We start from the raw sequence: 16,371 nt of genomic DNA, 5'->3' as shown, positions 1-16,371 counted from the left end.
GGCCGTGCGTCTCCACGAGCCGGCGCGAGTGTTCGGTACAGGAGGACACAGATGTCCGGGACCTTGGCCGCCGACGGCGGCGCACTGTCCCTTACCGGAGCCAACGTGACGTACGTCGTCATCGCCGCGGTCATCGCGCTGGTGGCCCTCGTCTTCGCGGCCGCCCTCACCAGGGCGGTCCTGGCGGCCGGTACGGGAACCACCAACATGCAGGAGATTTCCGGGGCGGTGCAGGAGGGCGCGTCGGCGTACCTGCTGCGGCAGTTCCGCACCCTGGCGATCTTCGTGGTGATCGCCGTCGTGCTGCTGTTCCTGCTGCCGGTGCACGACACCGACGGCAACCAGACGCTGGTGAAGATCGGCCGCTCGGCGTTCTTCGTGGTGGGTGCGCTGTTCAGCGCGTTCATCGGTGGTGCCGGCATGTGGCTGGCCACCCGCGCCAACCTGCGGGTCGCCGCCGCCGCGCGCGAGCGCGAAGGCGGACGCGAGGGCGCCATGAAGATCGCCTTCCGCACCGGCGGCGTGGTCGGCTTCCTCACCGTCGGCCTCGGCCTCTTCGGCGCGGCGCTCGTGGTCATCCTGTTCAAGGGTGACGCGCCGACCGTGCTGGAGGGCTTCGGCTTCGGCGCCGCGCTGCTCGCCATGTTCATGCGGGTCGGCGGCGGCATCTTCACCAAGGCCGCCGACGTCGGCGCCGACCTGGTCGGCAAGGTCGAGCAGGGCATCCCGGAGGACGACCCGCGCAACGCCGCCACCATCGCCGACAACGTGGGCGACAACGTCGGTGACTGCGCCGGCATGGCCGCCGACCTCTTCGAGTCGTACGCGGTCACGCTGGTCGCCGCGCTGATCCTGGGCCGCGCCGCGTTCGGCGAGGACGGCCTGGTCTTCCCGCTGATCATCTCCACCATCGGCGTGCTGGTCGCGATCGTCGGCGTGTTCATCACCCGGCTGCGCACCAGCGACCGCAGCGGCCTCACCGCGATCAACCGGGCCTTCTACCTCTCCGCGGTGATCTCCGCGGTGCTGGTGGCGATCGCCGCGTTCGCCTACCTGCCGGCCACCTTCGGTGAGCTGGAGGGCGGGCTGACCGACGTGGACCGCAACCCGCGGCTGGTGGCCATCGGCGCGGTCGTGATCGGCATCGTGCTGGCCGCCGCGATCCAGGCGCTCACCGGCTACTTCACCGAGACCAACCGCCGCCCGGTGCAGGACATCGGCAAGAGCTCGCAGACCGGCGCCGCCACCGTCATCCTGGCCGGCATCAGCATCGGCCTGGAGTCGGCGGTCTACTCGGCGCTGCTGATCGGCGCCGGCGTGTTCGGCGCGTTCCTGCTCGGCGGCAGCTCGATCACGCTGTCGCTGTTCGCGGTCGCGCTGGCCGGTACCGGCCTGCTCACCACCGTCGGCGTCATCGTCGCGATGGACACGTTCGGCCCGATCTCGGACAACGCGCAGGGCGTGGCGGAGATGTCCGGCGACATCGACGAGCACGGCGCGCGGACGCTCACCGAGCTGGACGCGGTCGGCAACACCACCAAGGCGATCACCAAGGGCATCGCGATCGCCACCGCGGTGCTGGCGGCGACCGCGCTGTTCGGCTCGTACACCGACACACTGCGCTCGTCGTACTCCGACGCCGGCGTGGGCGACGTCGGCACCGAGATCCTCAACGCGCTGAACGTGGCCAACCCGCGCAACCTGGTCGGCCTGATCATCGGTGCCGCGGTGGTGTTCCTCTTCTCCGGTCTGGCCATCAACGCGGTCTCCCGCTCGGCCGGCGCCGTGGTGATGGAGGTACGCCGGCAGTTCCGCGAGCTGCCCGGCATCATGGACCGCACCCAGCGGCCCGAGTACGGCAAGGTCGTCGACATCTGCACCCGGGACGCGCAGCGTGAGCTGATGACCCCCGGCCTGCTGGCCATCCTGGCGCCGATCGCGGTCGGCTTCGGGCTCGGCCCGGGCGCGCTCGCCTCCTATCTGGCCGGCGCGATCGGCGCGGGCACACTGATGGCGGTCTTCCTGGCCAACTCCGGCGGCGCCTGGGACAACGCCAAGAAGCTGGTCGAGGACGGCGCGTACGGCGGCAAGGGCTCCGAGTCGCACTCCGCGACCGTCATCGGCGACACCGTCGGCGACCCGTTCAAGGACACCGCCGGCCCGGCGATCAACCCGCTGATCAAGGTGATGAACCTGGTCTCGCTGTTGATCGCGCCGGCCGTGGTGGCCTGGAGCGTGGGCGACGACCGGAACACCCCGCTGCGGATCACCATCGCCGTGGTGGCCGCGCTGATCATCGTGGCGGCCGTGGTGTTCAGCAAGCGCAAGGGTGTGGCGATGGACGACTCGGACACCGGTGCCGGCACTCCGGACCAGCGCCCGGAGACGGTCAACGCCTGATCTCACCCGATGGTTCCCGGTCGGCCGCCGGCCGGCCGGGAACCGCGCCAAACCTGACCGGTGGCAGTTCCACCCGGAGGTCGTACGCTGCAACGCATGCGTACGTGCCGGGCGGCAACCGCCGGAAAGCTCACGGTGGTCCTGGCCACGCTGGTCCTCGTCGTCGCGGGCTGCGGCGGCCCCAGCCCGCGCGCCTGGGCCGCCTCGGTCTGCCAGGCGCTCAGCCCGTGGCGCGCGGAGATCTCCAAGCTGACCAGCAGCACGCAGCAGCAGATGACCGCGCAGACCACTCCGGCGCAGGCCAAGGAGAACCTGGTGCGGCTCTTCGCCGGCGCCGAGGAGGCCAGCGAGACCGCTCGGCGCAAGGTCGAGGAGGCGGGCGTGCCCGAGGTCGAGCGCGGCACCGAGGTGTCGGCCGGGTTCCAGGGCTCGCTGGGCAAGATGCGGGACGCCTACGGACGGGCCCGGAGCACCATCGACGGGCTCGACACCGCCCAGGCCGGCCCGTTCTACGACGGCGTGCGCGCCGCCGTGGACACGCTCAACAAGGAGTACGACGCGAGCGCGCTGGACACCGGCAGGCTCAACTCACCCGAGCTCAAACAGGCCTTCGACGAGGTCCCGGAGTGTCGCTGACGCCGCCGGCGAAGAACCCGGCCCGCCAGCCTTCGCTGTTCTCCACCGAGGCGGCGGACCCCGCGCCGGCGGATCTCGCCGGCCTGCTCGCCGGGCCGGGGGAGGTGGTGCGGATGGGCGGCACGGCGCGGCTCTCGGTGGTGGTGGACGCGGCCTGGCGGGTGCACGTGCTGGTGGCGGAGTTGCGTGCCCGGGGGGTGCCGGCGAGCTGGGAGCCGACCGAGGACGGCCGGCACCGGGTGCGCACCGCGTACTCGACCACGCTTGCGCCGCTCGCGCGGGCCTGGCTGCGGGGCGCGGCGAAGCGGCCACCGGCCCGGTTCCACCTGGACGGGCGGCGGCTGCGGCTCTGGGTCGCCGCGGCCGGGGCGGCCGAGCCGGGCGCGTTCCGGCTCCGGCTCGGCCCGGCCGACGAGGCGGGCTGGCCGGCGGTACGCGCCGCGCTGGCCGCGGTGGGGCTGCCCGCCGCGTTCGTGGAGCCGGACGAGGGTGGGCCGGCGTACCGGATCGGTGGGCGACGGGTGACCCGGCTCGCCGAGCTGGTGGGGGAACGGCCCCCGGCCGCGCCGGCCGCCGACTGGCCGGGCTGACCGGTCGCACAACTCCGCCGGCTGTCCGATCACGGACACCCGCTCCGGCGGTTCCGCGCAGGAAACGACCGGCGTCACCTCCGCCGGGGGGTGTGCGATCGTCACAGTGACCCGCTCGGCGCCCTACCCACGGTGTACGGTGGCGCCGTCCGGCAGGGTTCGGCCGGCGGTCGCCGGGGAGCGGCCCGTTTGCCGCCCACGAAACCCGGAACGTGGACGGCGCGTTACGTTGGACCGTCCGGGCCAGCGGTGGTCCGGGTGCTGCAACACGGCCCGAAGCGGGCATGGCGTAGGAGTGAGGTCGGGGAGAGACGTGCCGAGCAACGCTGGAACCACCCGTCTGGTCATCGTCGAGTCACCGGCGAAGGCCAAGACGATCTCGGGCTACCTCGGCCCGGGGTACGTCGTGGAGGCCAGCTTCGGCCACGTCCGGGACCTGCCCCGCAACGCCGCCGACGTGCCGGCCAAGTACAAGGGTGAGCCGTGGGCGCGCCTCGGCGTCGACGTCGACAACGGCTTCCACGCGCTCTACGTGGTCTCCGCCGACCGCCGTCAGCAGATCAACAAGCTGGTGAAGCTGGCCAAGGAGGTCGACGAGATCTTCCTGGCCACGGATGAGGACCGCGAGGGCGAGGCGATCGCCTGGCACCTGGTCGAGACGCTCAAGCCCAAGGTGCCGGTCAAGCGGATGGTCTTCCACGAGATCACCAAGCCGGCCATCCAGGCCGCGGTGGCCAACCCCCGGGAGATCGACCGCGACCTGGTCGACGCCCAGGAGGCGCGGCGCATCCTCGACCGGCTCTACGGCTACGAGGTCTCCCCGGTGCTGTGGAAGAAGGTCATGCCGAAGCTCTCGGCGGGCCGGGTGCAGTCCGTGGCGACCCGGATCGTGGTCGAGCGGGAGCGCCAGCGGATGGCGTTCCGCACCGCGGAGTACTGGGACATCCTGGCCACCCTGGCGGTGGCGAAGCCGGGCGAGGGCCCGCGCACGTTCCACGCCACGCTCGTCGCGCTGAACGGCGACCGGATCGCCACCGGCAAGGACTTCGAGCCGACCACCGGGCGCGTCCGCGCCGGCTCGGGCGTCGTGCACCTCGACGAGGGCGGCGCCCGAGGGCTCGCCGCCCGCCTGGCGGACCGGCCGTTCACGGTCACCCGGGTCGAGGAGAAGCCCTACCGCCGCCGCCCGTACGCGCCGTTCATCACCTCCACGCTCCAGCAGGAGGCGGCCCGCAAGCTGCGGTTCTCGTCGCAGCAGACGATGCGTACCGCGCAGCGGCTCTACGAGAACGGCTACATCACGTACATGCGTACCGACTCGGTGAACCTGTCGGAGACCGCGATCGCCGCGGCCCGCCGGCAGATCGTCGAGCTGTACGGCGAGCGCAGCGTGCCGCCGGAGCCGCGCCGCTACACCGGCAAGGTGAAGAACGCGCAGGAGGCGCACGAGGCGATCCGCCCGGCCGGGGACAACTTCCGCACCCCGGGCGACGTGGCCAAGGAACTCTCCGGCGAGGAGTTCAAGCTCTACGAGCTGATCTGGCGGCGCACCATCGCCTCGCAGATGACCGACGCGGTCGGCTCCAGCGTGTCGGTGCGGATCCGGGCCGTCTCGTCGGCGCAGGAGGAGGCCGACTTCGGCGCCACCGGCAAGACCATCACCGACCCGGGTCTCCTGCGCGCCTACGTCGAGTCGAGCGACGACGAGAACGCCGAGGCCGAGGACGCCGAGCGGCGGCTGCCCACGCTGGTCAAGGACCAGCCGCTGACCGCCGACGAGCTGGCCGCGCAGGGCCACCACACCCAGCCGCCGTCGCGCTACACCGAGGCCTCGCTGGTCAAGGCGCTGGAAGAGCTGGGCATCGGGCGTCCCTCCACGTACGCGTCGATCATGCAGACGATCCAGGACCGGGGCTACGTCAACAAGCGCGGTCAGGCGATGATCCCGACGTTCCTGGCGTTCGCCGTGATCGGGCTGATGGAGCGGCACTACCCGCGCCTGATCGACTACGACTTCACCGCCAGCATGGAGAACGAGCTGGACGAGATCGCCGGCGGCGACCACGCGGCCGTCGACTTCCTCACCTCCTTCTACTTCGGCAGCGCCAACGGCACCGGCGACCAGGCCATCGCGCACGCCGGCGGGCTGAAGAAGCTGGTCACCGAGAACCTCAGCGAGATCGACGCGCGCAGCGTCAACTCGATCCCGCTGCACACCGACGACGAGGGCCGCGAGGTCGTCGTCCGGGTCGGCCGGTACGGGCCCTACCTGCAACGGGCGGTTCCGGGCGCCGTTGCGGGCTCGGGTGAGGGTGAGGAGGGCGGCTCGCCGGGCGACCGCGCGCCGATCCCGGAGGGCCTGGCTCCCGACGAGCTGACCCCGGAAAAGGTGCACGAGCTGTTCCTCGGCGGCGGCGGCGAGCGCAAGCTCGGCGACGACCCGTCGACCGGTGAGCCGATCCTGCTCAAGTCCGGCCGCTTCGGCCCGTACGTGGCCAGCGGCGAGCGGAAGTCGTCGCTGCTGCGGTCGCAGTCGCCGGACGACCTCACCCTGGCGCAGGCGTTGCGGCTGCTCAGCCTGCCCCGGCTGGTGGGGGTGGCGCCGGACGGCGTCGAGGTGTTCGCCAACAACGGCCGCTACGGCCCGTACGTCAAGCGCGGTGACGAGTTCCGCTCGCTGGACTCGGAAGACAAGATGTTCACCGTCACGCTGGACGAGGCGCTGGCGCTGCTGGCCGCGCCGAAGACGCGCCAGCGCCGGGCCGCCGCTCCGCCGCTGCGGGAGATGGGCGTCGACCCGCTCACCGAGAAGCCGCTGGTGATCAAGGATGGGCGCTTCGGTCCGTACGTCACGGACGGGGAGTTCAACGCGTCGCTGCGGCGCGCGCAGACGCCGGAGGCGCTGACGCTGGAAGAAGCGTCGGAGATGCTCGCCGAGAAGCGGGCGAAGGGGCCGGCCCCGAAGAAGAAGGCCGCTCCCGCCAAGAAGACGACGGCGGCCAAGAAGACGACGGCGGCCAAGAAGACGACGGCGGCCAAGAAGACGACGGCGGCCAAAAAGACGACGGCGGCGAAGCCCCCGGCGAGAAAGGCAGCGCCGGGAAAGGCCGCCACCAAAGCCGAGTGAGACCGCTCACCGAAGGTGAAAGATTCTTCGGGATGCCCTAGTCTGTCGCGGTGTCGAAGCGGGGAGCTGCGAGCGCAGGGTGGGGTCGCGGCAGGATGATTGTTGCCGGCCTACTGGTGGTGTTGGTGGTGCTGGTGGGCAGTATTGCACTGGTGCTGCGGCACCGTGACGAGGGCCAGCCCGGTGGCGGCCCGGCGCAGGCACGGGTGTCGTCGCCGGCCGGGGTGGCGCCCACGCCACCCGAGCCGGCGATCCGCCGGGACGCCTCCGGACGTCGGCTCTTCACCGTGCTCGGTGCGGGCGACATCCTGATCCACCCCGAACTCACCTCACAGGCCCGCCGGGATGCCGAGCGCGCTGGCCACCCGGGCGAACTGGATTTCAATCCGCTCTTCGACCAGGTGCGGGCGACCGTCTCCGCGGCCGACCTGGCCATCTGTCACCTGGAGACGCCGGTGGCGCCGGCGAACGGACCGTTTGTCGGCTTTCCGAGGTTCAGTGTCCCGCCGCAGATCGTGGACGCCATCCGGGAAACCGGCTTCGACGCCTGTTCCACCGCTTCGAATCACACGCTGGACCAGGGTGAGCGGGGGATCAAGCGCACCTTGGACGCGCTCGACGCCGCGAAGATCCGGCACACCGGCAGTGCCCGGACCGCGCGTGAGGCGCTCACCCCGTCGATCTACGTCAAGAACGGGGTCAAGGTCGGCCATCTCGCGTACGCCCTGCACTTCAACGGCTTGAAGCGGCCGGCGGGCAGGGACTGGGTGGCGAACCTGATCGAACCGAGGGAGATCCTGGCGGCGGCCAAGCGGCTCCGGACGGCGGGTGCCGAGATCGTGGTGCTGAGCCTGCACTGGGGCACCGAGTACATGAACCAACCGGACGCCGGTCAGGAGAAGTGGGTCAAGCCACTGATCTCTTCGCCGAACATCGACCTGATCCTGGGCCACCACGCACACGTGGTGCAGCCGGTTCGGAGGTTCGGTGGCGACTGGGTGGCGTTCGGCCACGGCAACCAGGTGGCCCGGCACGCCGAACCGATCTTCGCCAACCGGGAGGGAGTGCTGACCCGCTTCACCTTCACCGAGGTCGCGCCCGGCAGGTGGCGAGTCACCCTGGCACAGGCCATTCCCATCTGGATGGACCTCAACCCGGACGCTCGGCTGGTCGACCTGCCGGTCGCGTTGGCCGAACCCGCCACCGCCAAGGGCCGAAAGATCATCTATCGGGCGGCGCTGGATAGGATCCGCGGTCACCTGCTCGCCGGGGGCGGGGCGGAGGCCGGCCTCAAGGTGCTCGGGCCCGCGCCGGCAAACGACAACGTCGCGATTGTGCCCGAGTCGAAGAGTGTGGACTCTGTGGACGGATGAGCACGAGTGGCGGCTCGGCTAATACTGTGCGTCGAATGGCCGATCCGCCTAGGCGGCGTGGGTCGGGCTTGCTAGCCTCGCCTGCTGGCTAAAACGGGGAGGAACTGGCTTGCGTGACACCGGCCTGACCGGGGTACGGGAATGAACCTCGCGTCGATCTCGCAACGCCCGGATAACCGGCATCCGGGAAACGATCGGAACCAGCTCGCCCTCTGGCGTATGATCAGCCTGGAGAAGCAGCTCCCACGGCCCCGCATGCTGACCGGCATCGGCACTCCGGCTCTGGTGGTTTCGGTGCTGCTCGTGCTGCTGGCCGTCTTCGCGTTCGCGTACCTGAGCCAAGGTGACGCCAACGGCGTGCCGAAGGCGGTGGTGGACTCCCAGCGGGAGTTCGTTCACGAGATCTCTCGTGGTCTGAACAACTCGGTGGCCCGCAGCCGTGACGAGCTGTCCCGGACGGTCGAGGCGTACGACAAGCGGCCGGACCACGCCGCCGCGCAGCTCGCCGCCCTGACCCAGGACCAGCCGAAGTGGCGGAGCGCGGCCATCTTCGCCCCCGGCGGGCAGACCGCGTCAGCGGCCGTCGGTCAGCCGGTCCCCCTGCCACCCGGTACCCTTCCCACTCGCGCCGCGCTGCCGCTGGTCGACGGAAACGCCCCCCGCCTGCTGCTCGTCGAGCCACTCGCCGACGGCAAGTTGCTGATCGCGGAGTTGGACCTCAACGTGCGGTCCCTGCGGCTGGAACCGCGCGCCAAGCAGGCGATCCTGATCGTGGTTCCTGACGGTGGCAGGGCGCTGGCCCAGGGCGCGCCGGTCCAGGATCAGCCGGAACTGGACGCGTTGATCAGGCAGGCGGTCGACGGGACGGCCCGCCAGGCGACGGCGAGCCGGGTCGGCCCGGCGGCACCCCCGGCCGACAGGAGCTCGAACACTGCGGTGGCGCCACTGATCACCGCCGATGCCGTCGGCAAGCTCGGGTTCGCGATCGTCTCCCTGGTCTACACCGATGTCGTCGACTCCGCAGTGACCTGGGAACCCATGATCGCTGCGCTGGCTCTGCTGGTGGCGGCCGTCGCGGTGCTGCTGATCCTCCACCACGGCCTGTCCCGACCGGTCCGACGGCTGTTGGCGTACGCCAAGGCGGTGGCCTCAGGCAACTCACCGGGCACTCCACCGCGCACCCCGAACGCGCAGGTCAACCGAATCGTCGAAGCGCTCAGCGCGCTGGCCTCCGGGCAGCGCCCGCGGGCGGCGGTCCGTGACCGCTCGTCCGGCGGCGTTCCCGCGGGAGGAGCCGTCGTGCTCGCTGTGGTCGCGGTGCTCGGAGCGGCGGGTGGCGTCATGGCCACTCTGATCCCGGCTGAGCGGGACCTACCCAGCCAGGTGATCCGGGACAGCGAGAACCAGGTGGGCGCGGTGGCCGACGCCGTCGGCGACACGCTCGACGGTGGCTACCGGAAGCTCGTCCTGCTGGGTGGGGAGAACGGCCGCGCCGACACCGACCAGATGCGCGGGGCGCTGGCTCGCCTGCTCGACGAGAACAACCGGTTCCGCAGTGCCTATGTGCTCTCCGCGAACGGCAGTGTGGTCACCAGGGCCGGCCGGAAGCCGCTGCGGCCGGAGATCGCGGCGCCGGGTGAGGGCGGCGTGGTGCTGCACGATGTGCAGGGGCGCATTCCGATCGTCTACGCGTACCATCCGCTCTCTGACGGCCGCTCCCTGGTCGCGGAGTTCGATGTGCGCTACCTGTCCCGGCTGCTGGAGCGGATGAACGGGCGGTTGCGGGTGCTCGACGTGGACCGCAGGGACATTCTGGACACCGGTGGTTATCTGGCCTTCGACCAGATCACCACGCCGGTGGTGGAGACCGCTCACGCCCAGGCGCTCACCGGCCGGGCGTACGCGGAGGTGACCGATGTCGACGGTGCGCGCAGCCTGCTCCTCGCCGCGCCGGTCGCCCTCGACGGCTCGGCCGCGCAGTTGGAGTGGACAGTGGTCGCCGAGCGGCCGGTGACCGGCTTCGCGCTGCCCGGCAACCAGATGCACCATGGCGCCCTGCTGGTCGCGGTCGTAGCGGTGGGTGTGGGGCTGCTGCTGTTCGGCTGGCTCTACTTCTTCCAACTCCGCCCGCTGCGGAATCTGGCGCGGGAGGCGACCGTGCTGATGGGTGGCGACACCTCCCGGGTGGTCTCACCGCGCTGGCACGACGAGGTGGGCGCGGTGGCGGTCTGCCTGGAGGTGTGTCGGCAGGCGGCGCTTCACGGCGAGCAGCGGCTGGGCGGGGCGGCCCGGCTCCGCGGCACGGAGGGCATCCCGACGACGATCATGAACAAGGTGCCGGAACGGCGCCATGGTGGCCAGACCCGCCGGCGGGGTGACTGAGATGCTCTTCCTCTATCTGGTGTTCCTCCTGGCCTGCCTGGGGTTGCTGGTCGCCGGCATCATCGAGCAGCGCAACCATCAGCGCGGTCTGCACGGCATCCCGCACCGGGTGCTGGTCAATGGCATCCGCGGTAAGAGTTCCATCACCCGGCTGACCGCCGGCGCGCTGCGCGGCGGCAAGCTGGTGGTGGTCGCGAAGACGACGGGCACAGCCGCGCGGTTCATCTTTCCCGACGCCAGCGAGGAGCCGGTCTATCGCAAGTTCGGCATCGCGAACGTGGTGGAGCAGATCGGCATCGTGCGCCGGGCCGCCTCGTACTATCCGGACGTGCTGGTCATCGAGTGCATGGCGGTCATGCCGCCGTTACAGGAGCTGAACCAGGCCAAGCTGATCCAGTCCACCATCGGCATCCTGTGCAACGTGCGGGAGGACCACCTCGCCGAGATGGGCCCCACGCTCGACGACGTGGCTCGCTCGCTGAGCCGATCCATGCCGGTGGGCGGAATCTGTGTCACCGCCGAGCAGGATCGGCTGCACATCCTCGAGAAGGAGGCGGACAAGCGCGGCTGCAAGCTGATCTCCGTCGATCCGGGTTCGGTCACGGACGACGAGATGAAGGGTTTCACCTGGACCACGTTCAAGGAGAACGTGGCCATCGCCCTCAAGGTGGCTGAGCTGCTAGGGGTGCCCCGCCGAGCCGCGCTTGCCGGCATGTGGACCGCGCCGCCGGACCCGGGCGTGCTCAGCGTGGAGGAGTACCGCGCCGGGTCCAAGTCGCTACGCTTCGCGAACATCTTCGCGGCGAACGACCCCGAGTCGACCTTCATGAACATTCAGCAGTTGGCCGACCAGAACTCGATACCTCGTCCGCTGCACGTCCTGATCAACTGCCGGCCGGACCGGGTGGAGCGCAACGGCCAGATGGGTGGCTTGATCTCCCGGATCGGTCCCGACAAGATTATTTTGATTGGTGAGCCGACCCGTAGCGCCCGCCTGAAGATCGACGACAGGTGGCAGGACCGGGTCGTCGACCTGGGCGGCAAGCGCGGCGCGCGGGAGCTGCTCGACGGTGTGCTCGACGGAATCGACCAGTTCGCCTCGGTGCTGGCGATCGGCAACATCCACGGCCAGGGTGAGGTCCTGCTGGCCCAGCTCGCCGGGCTCACGCGGCCGGGACCGCAGGACCGGGCGGCGCCGCCCGCCCTGCCCGCCACCCCCGGCCCGACGCCGTACGGCGCGCCGAGGTCCCCGGGCGCGTCGCTGCCCCGCCCGCGGGCGCACGATGTCCCGCCGGCGCGCACGGGAAACCACCCGTCACCGGCGGCCCGTGCCGCCCGCGAGCCGCAGCAGTACGGCCGGCCACCCGCGGCCGAGCCCTACGGCGCCCGCGGACCGCACGTCGCGGCGTCCCACGACACGCGCCGTCCGTACGGCCCCGGACCGCGCCCGCAGCAGCGACCCGCGCACCGGCCGGAAGCCGCCGCGCCGATGCCGTACGACGGCCGTTCGGACGGCCGGCATGACGGACCGCCCAGGTTCCAGCGGCCGGCTCCGTCGGCGGCATTCCCGGTCACTCCGCACGGGCCCGGCCGGACACCCGCCGCCCCGCAGGCTCGACACGACCCCGACCAGACGGTGCCGGCGCAGCCGGCCGTCCGCCGCCCGCCCGGACAACCCCGTCCGCCGGCCCGCCGGCCCGACCCGCCCGATCCTGATGAACAGCCGCCGCAGCGGCCGTCCGGCTACTGGAGCTCCTCGTGATGAGTGGAGAACTGACGCCCGAGCTCTCGACGCTCTGTTTGGGCGTGGGGCTTGTGCTCGCCCTGGCCTGCTATCTGACCACCAACCTGTCGCCGGGCGGCATGATCACACCCGGCTGGTTGGCGTTGACGTTGGTGGAGGAGTACCGGCAGGCGTTGGTGATCCTGGTGATGACCGGGTTGACCTGGGCCCTGACCAGGGCGATGCAGCGAGTTGTCATCCTCTACGGCAAGCGCCTCTTCGCCGCCATCGTGCTGCTGAGCGTGCTGTTGCAGACGACGCTGTTCCTCGTCATCCAGCAGGATTTCCCGCTGCTCTTCTCGCACCAGACCCTCGGCTTCGTCGCGCCGGGCCTGATCGCCTACCAGTTGGTGCGGCAACCCCCGGTGGCGACGATGCTCGCCACCGGGGCCGTCTCCGTCGGCTCATACCTGATCATCGTCAGTGGTGTGCTTGCCGGTCTGGTGCCGGTCAGTTGACAGTCCGTTCACGTGCAGCCGGCCAGAGGAAGGCAGGGACCGTTGATGGGGTCGCAGAGCAGCAAGTGGATCTGGGCGACCGTCGTCGCCGTGCTGGCGCTGGCGGCGGTGATGGGTGTGGTGACGCTCCGCCACGAAGCGTCGGTCCGGGTTCCGGCCCCGGCGGAGGCGAACCCCGCACCCGGGTCGGCCGACGCCGCCGGTGAGTTGACCTACCGCCGGCTGACCCGGCCGGCCCGGACCCAGGTGCGGGACAGCGCCGGCCGGTTGCTGGCGGTGCTCACCGACGGTGCTCGTACGGTGCGGATCTCCGGTCCCGAGCGGGTCTTCAAAGAAGAGCGGTTCACCTCGGCGACGGTCACCACCGACGGGTGGATCCGGCTCGCCCCGAAGCCGTGGGCGGCGGGTGCCGAGCGGCAGCCCTGGTTCCGACCGTGGTTGAGCGAGGAACTGCGGGACCGTACCCCCGACGCCTTGGCCCTCGCCATGGAATACGCGGACGGCGCTCCGGTCCGTAAGGACGCGAAGGGTGTGGTCTACAGCGGTGACGCCTCGTTCGGGCCGCTGTCGGCCAACGATCCGGACGGTCGCGCGGAGAACTCAGACTTCTACGACTACATGGGCGTTGCTTGGGATTCCCCCGACGGCAAGCACGAACGCCCGGACAAGGCCCATTACCGGAGCCTCGACTGCTCCGGCTTCATCCGTATGGTCTACGGCTACCGGATGAAGTATCCCCTACTCGGCAAGAACACCAAGGGCAGCGGTCTGCCACGGCGCGCGTACGCGATGGCCGCACTCGGTCCCGGCAAGCTGCTCATCCCCAACACGGGTCGGCCGGCCCGCGACTACGGCCTGCTCCAGGAGGGCGATCTGATCTTTTTCAGTCACGGCGAGGAGGCCGGGCCGACCATCCAGCACTCCGCCATCTACGTCGGCGTCGACGACTCGGGCCACCACCGCTTCATGTCCAGCCGGGTGAAGGCGGACGGCCCGACGTTCGGCGACCTCGGTGGTGAGTCGCTTCTGGACGGACCCGGCTACTGGTCGGGCCGATTCCTCACCGCGCGCCGGATCTGACCCGGGCGGGCGGGTCGTCGTGCCTCCGGTGACGGCGCCGCTCAGCGGCGCGACAGGCCGACCGCGGCGAGCGCCTGCACCAGATCTTCCCGGCGGTCGGCGTCGCGGCGGACCGCCCAGGTGATCTCGAGGTGGATGAAGACCGAGCCCTGCCGGCGGGCATCATCCGCCTGCGTGTTGGTGGTGCCCTCTAACTGACCGCAGTCGGCCGACCAGGCCCGGCAGGTGACAAAGTTGGCGTCCTGGAGCGCGTTCGCCGCCCGACGCAGCGGGGCGCTGGAGCGGCGCTGGCCGTTGGAGATCACCACCTCCTCCCGGGGCAGGCTCGCCTCGGCGAAGCCGTGCAGCTGGATCTGGTTGAGGCCGTGGGCGGCGAACCGGTTGGCGACGACCTGGAAGAGGCCGTCGGCGTTGTGTGCGGCGTCCGCCTGGTCGTGACCGGCCCGGCGATGCGCCCCGGCGACCACCAACACCGATCCGGGCACCGCCCGGAACAGGCGTAGGCCCACGTCCTCGGTGAGCAGGTCGGAGTTGGGGTGCGGCACCTCGATCGCCAGTTCCGGTGTGCGGGACAGGTCCACCAGCAGGATCCCCCAGGGCCGGTCACCGCCGGCCTCGGTGGTGAACATCGCGTAGGTCCGGCCGGTTCCCGGGTCGACGTGCACGCGGCCGGCGTAACCGACGTCGCCGAGCAGGGCGGTGGCCCGGGTGAGATCGTCCCCGTCGATCAGCAGGCGCACCGCCTCCGCGGTGTGCTGGCGCTCCGCCGCCGTGGGGTCACGGTAGGGCGCGGTCGGCTCCAGTTGCCGCACGAAGTCCTCGACGACGCGGGCCGGGTCGACCGGAGTGGGGGAGGGCTGCGCGCCCGGCGGGTTCGCGACGTCGCAGCCCGCCAGCAGGACGGCGAGGATGGTGGACAACAGGTGGGCGACGACCCTTCGGCCACGGGGCAGACGGTTGCCAGACATTGCTCCGGAGGGTACCGGGCGGTGCCGGCGGCCGGGGAGTCGGAGTCAGTCCGCGAGAACCTGATCGAGATAGGCGTTGGTGAAAATCCGGCCGGGGTCGAGGCGGTCGCGGACCGCAAGGAAGGCGGCGAACTTCGGATACGCGGTGGCGAGGGACTCCGCGTCGCGCCAGTGCAGCTTGCCCCAGTGCGGCCGGCCGCCCAGCTCGGTCGCCACCTGCTCGAACGCGCGGAAGTATGGCTCGTAGGGCATGCCCACGTACTGGTGGACCGCGATGTAGGCGGAGTCGCGCCCGTAGGAGTGGGAGAGCCAGATGTCGTCGGCGGCGGTGAACCGCACCTCGACCGGGAACAGCACCTTGAACGGCAGCCGGTCCACGATCCGGCGCAGTTCGGTGAGCGCGGTGGGCAGCGCGTCGCGCGGCAGCCCGTACTCCATCTCCACGAAGCGGACCCGGCGCGGGGTGCAGAAGACCCGGTCGGAGCGGCCGGTGTAGGTGCGTTCGGTGAGCGCGCGGGCGGAGACGGCGCTGATCCGGGGGGCGAGGCCGGGCACGGCGCGGCCGAGCCGGCAGGCCCCGGCGAAGACGGTGTTGGCGAGGAACTCGTCGTCGAGCCAGCCGCGCCAGCGGGGCAGCGGCCGGTCGTCGACGGTCACCCGGTCGTTGGTCTTGACCTGCACCCGGTTGGTGTAGGGGAACCAGTAGAACTCGGCGTGGTCGTGCGGCTCGTAGAGGCCGGGCAGGTCGTCGAGCACCTCGGCGAGCGCGGCCGGCCGCTCGTGTGCGCGCAGCACGAACGCGTCCACGCAGCTCAGGGTGACCTCGACGAGGACGCCGACCGCGCCGAGGCCGACCCGCGCCGCGTCGAAGACGTCGCGGTTCTCGTCGGCGGAGCAGCGCAGCACCTCACCGGTGCCGGTGACCAGGGTCAGCCCGGCCACGAACGTGGAGAGGCAGCCGAGCTTCGCGCCGGTGCCGTGGGTGCCGGTGGAGAGCGCGCCGGCGATGGTCTGCGCGTCGATGTCGCCGAGGTTGGGCACCGCCAGCCCGTGCCCGGCAAGCAGGTCGTTGAGCATGTGCAGGGTCATCCCGGCCGGTACGGTGACCAGGCGGCGCGCCACGTCGACGGTGACGTCGGTCGCCAGGTCGGCGAGGTCGAGCCGGTGGCCGTCGGTGACGGCGACGGCGGTGAAGGAGTGGCCGCTGCCGACGGCGCGGACGGTCCGGCCGGCCGCGTTCGCCCGACGGACCGCCTCGGCCACCTCGGCGACGGTGCGGGGGCGCTCGGTGACCAGCGCCGTGCTGTGTTGGTTGCCGGCCCAGTTGGACCAGGCGGCGGGGGGACCGGCCATGGCGAACTCCTCGACATGAATATGAACTGAATTCATATCAGGAACGTTGTGCCTGGTAAATACCGCAATCGAGCCCGGCTCGTTGTACCGGTAGTCACGGACTCGTGACGTGCAGATATGTTCATCCGTCGAAGGGGGGTGGCGCCGAGTGTCCACACCAGCCGCCACGACCGGGCCGCTGCGTCGGGTACCGGTGCAGGGTCGAAGTGTCGCGCGTGTCC

Annotated in this window: 11 protein-coding genes; 9 read left to right on the top strand and 2 right to left on the bottom strand. The window is 71.1% G+C overall.

The genetic code is table 11. The features are described from left to right. Window positions 1-51 precede the first annotated feature (51 nt). From O7618_RS23205 to O7618_RS23165, 9 genes are all read left to right on the top strand, one after another. Entirely contained in the window at window positions 52-2,400 is a 2,349-nt protein-coding gene (locus tag O7618_RS23205) for a sodium-translocating pyrophosphatase (protein WP_278108235.1), read from the top strand. 96 nt (window positions 2,401-2,496) lie between these two features. Then, entirely contained in the window at window positions 2,497-3,036 is a 540-nt protein-coding gene (locus tag O7618_RS23200; RefSeq protein ID WP_278108234.1) for a hypothetical protein, read from the top strand. Beyond that, window positions 3,027-3,626: a hypothetical protein gene (locus tag O7618_RS23195; protein WP_278108233.1), complete on the top strand. Its 600-nt coding sequence runs from the start codon at window positions 3,027-3,029 to the stop codon at window positions 3,624-3,626. The genes O7618_RS23200 and O7618_RS23195 overlap by 10 nt, the downstream gene beginning before the upstream one ends. A 313-nt stretch (window positions 3,627-3,939) precedes the next feature. After that, entirely contained in the window at window positions 3,940-6,753 is a 2,814-nt protein-coding gene (gene topA / locus O7618_RS23190) for a type I DNA topoisomerase (protein WP_278108232.1), read from the top strand. A gap of 95 nt (window positions 6,754-6,848) precedes the next feature. Then, a complete protein-coding gene (locus O7618_RS23185) occupies window positions 6,849-8,126 on the top strand; it encodes a CapA family protein (RefSeq protein WP_278108231.1) in 1,278 nt (425 codons plus the stop codon). A 219-nt stretch (window positions 8,127-8,345) separates the two neighbouring features. Continuing rightward, window positions 8,346-10,508, top strand: coding sequence for a hypothetical protein (locus tag O7618_RS23180; protein ID WP_278108230.1), 2,163 nt, complete (start codon window positions 8,346-8,348; stop codon window positions 10,506-10,508). Next, entirely contained in the window at window positions 10,477-12,270 is a 1,794-nt protein-coding gene (gene pgsB, locus O7618_RS23175; RefSeq protein WP_278108229.1) for a poly-gamma-glutamate synthase PgsB, read from the top strand. The genes O7618_RS23180 and pgsB overlap by 32 nt, the downstream gene beginning before the upstream one ends. A 44-nt stretch (window positions 12,271-12,314) precedes the next feature. Then, window positions 12,315-12,749, top strand: a complete 435-nt coding sequence (locus O7618_RS23170) for a poly-gamma-glutamate biosynthesis protein PgsC/CapC (RefSeq protein ID WP_278108228.1) — start codon at window positions 12,315-12,317, stop codon at window positions 12,747-12,749. Between the two features lie 45 nt (window positions 12,750-12,794). Further along, a complete protein-coding gene (locus O7618_RS23165; RefSeq protein ID WP_278108227.1) occupies window positions 12,795-13,829 on the top strand; it encodes an NlpC/P60 family protein in 1,035 nt (344 codons plus the stop codon). 41 nt (window positions 13,830-13,870) lie between these two features. Here O7618_RS23165 and O7618_RS23160 read toward each other — a convergent pair whose 3' ends face one another. Together O7618_RS23160 and O7618_RS23155 are read right to left on the bottom strand one after the other, a co-directional pair. After that, window positions 13,871-14,797 (bottom strand): hypothetical protein, encoded by a 927-nt coding sequence (locus O7618_RS23160; RefSeq protein WP_278108226.1) that lies wholly within the window; start codon window positions 14,795-14,797, stop codon window positions 13,871-13,873. 45 nt (window positions 14,798-14,842) lie between these two features. Further along, complete coding sequence (locus O7618_RS23155) at window positions 14,843-16,150, bottom strand: D-arabinono-1,4-lactone oxidase (RefSeq protein WP_278108225.1); 1,308 nt, start codon at window positions 16,148-16,150, stop codon at window positions 14,843-14,845. Window positions 16,151-16,371 lie beyond the last annotated feature (221 nt).

Source organism: Micromonospora sp. WMMD980, assembly GCF_029626035.1.
Taxonomy (GTDB): Bacteria; Actinomycetota; Actinomycetes; order Mycobacteriales; family Micromonosporaceae; genus Micromonospora.
This window is presented reverse-complemented; position numbering and strand designations above follow the sequence as displayed.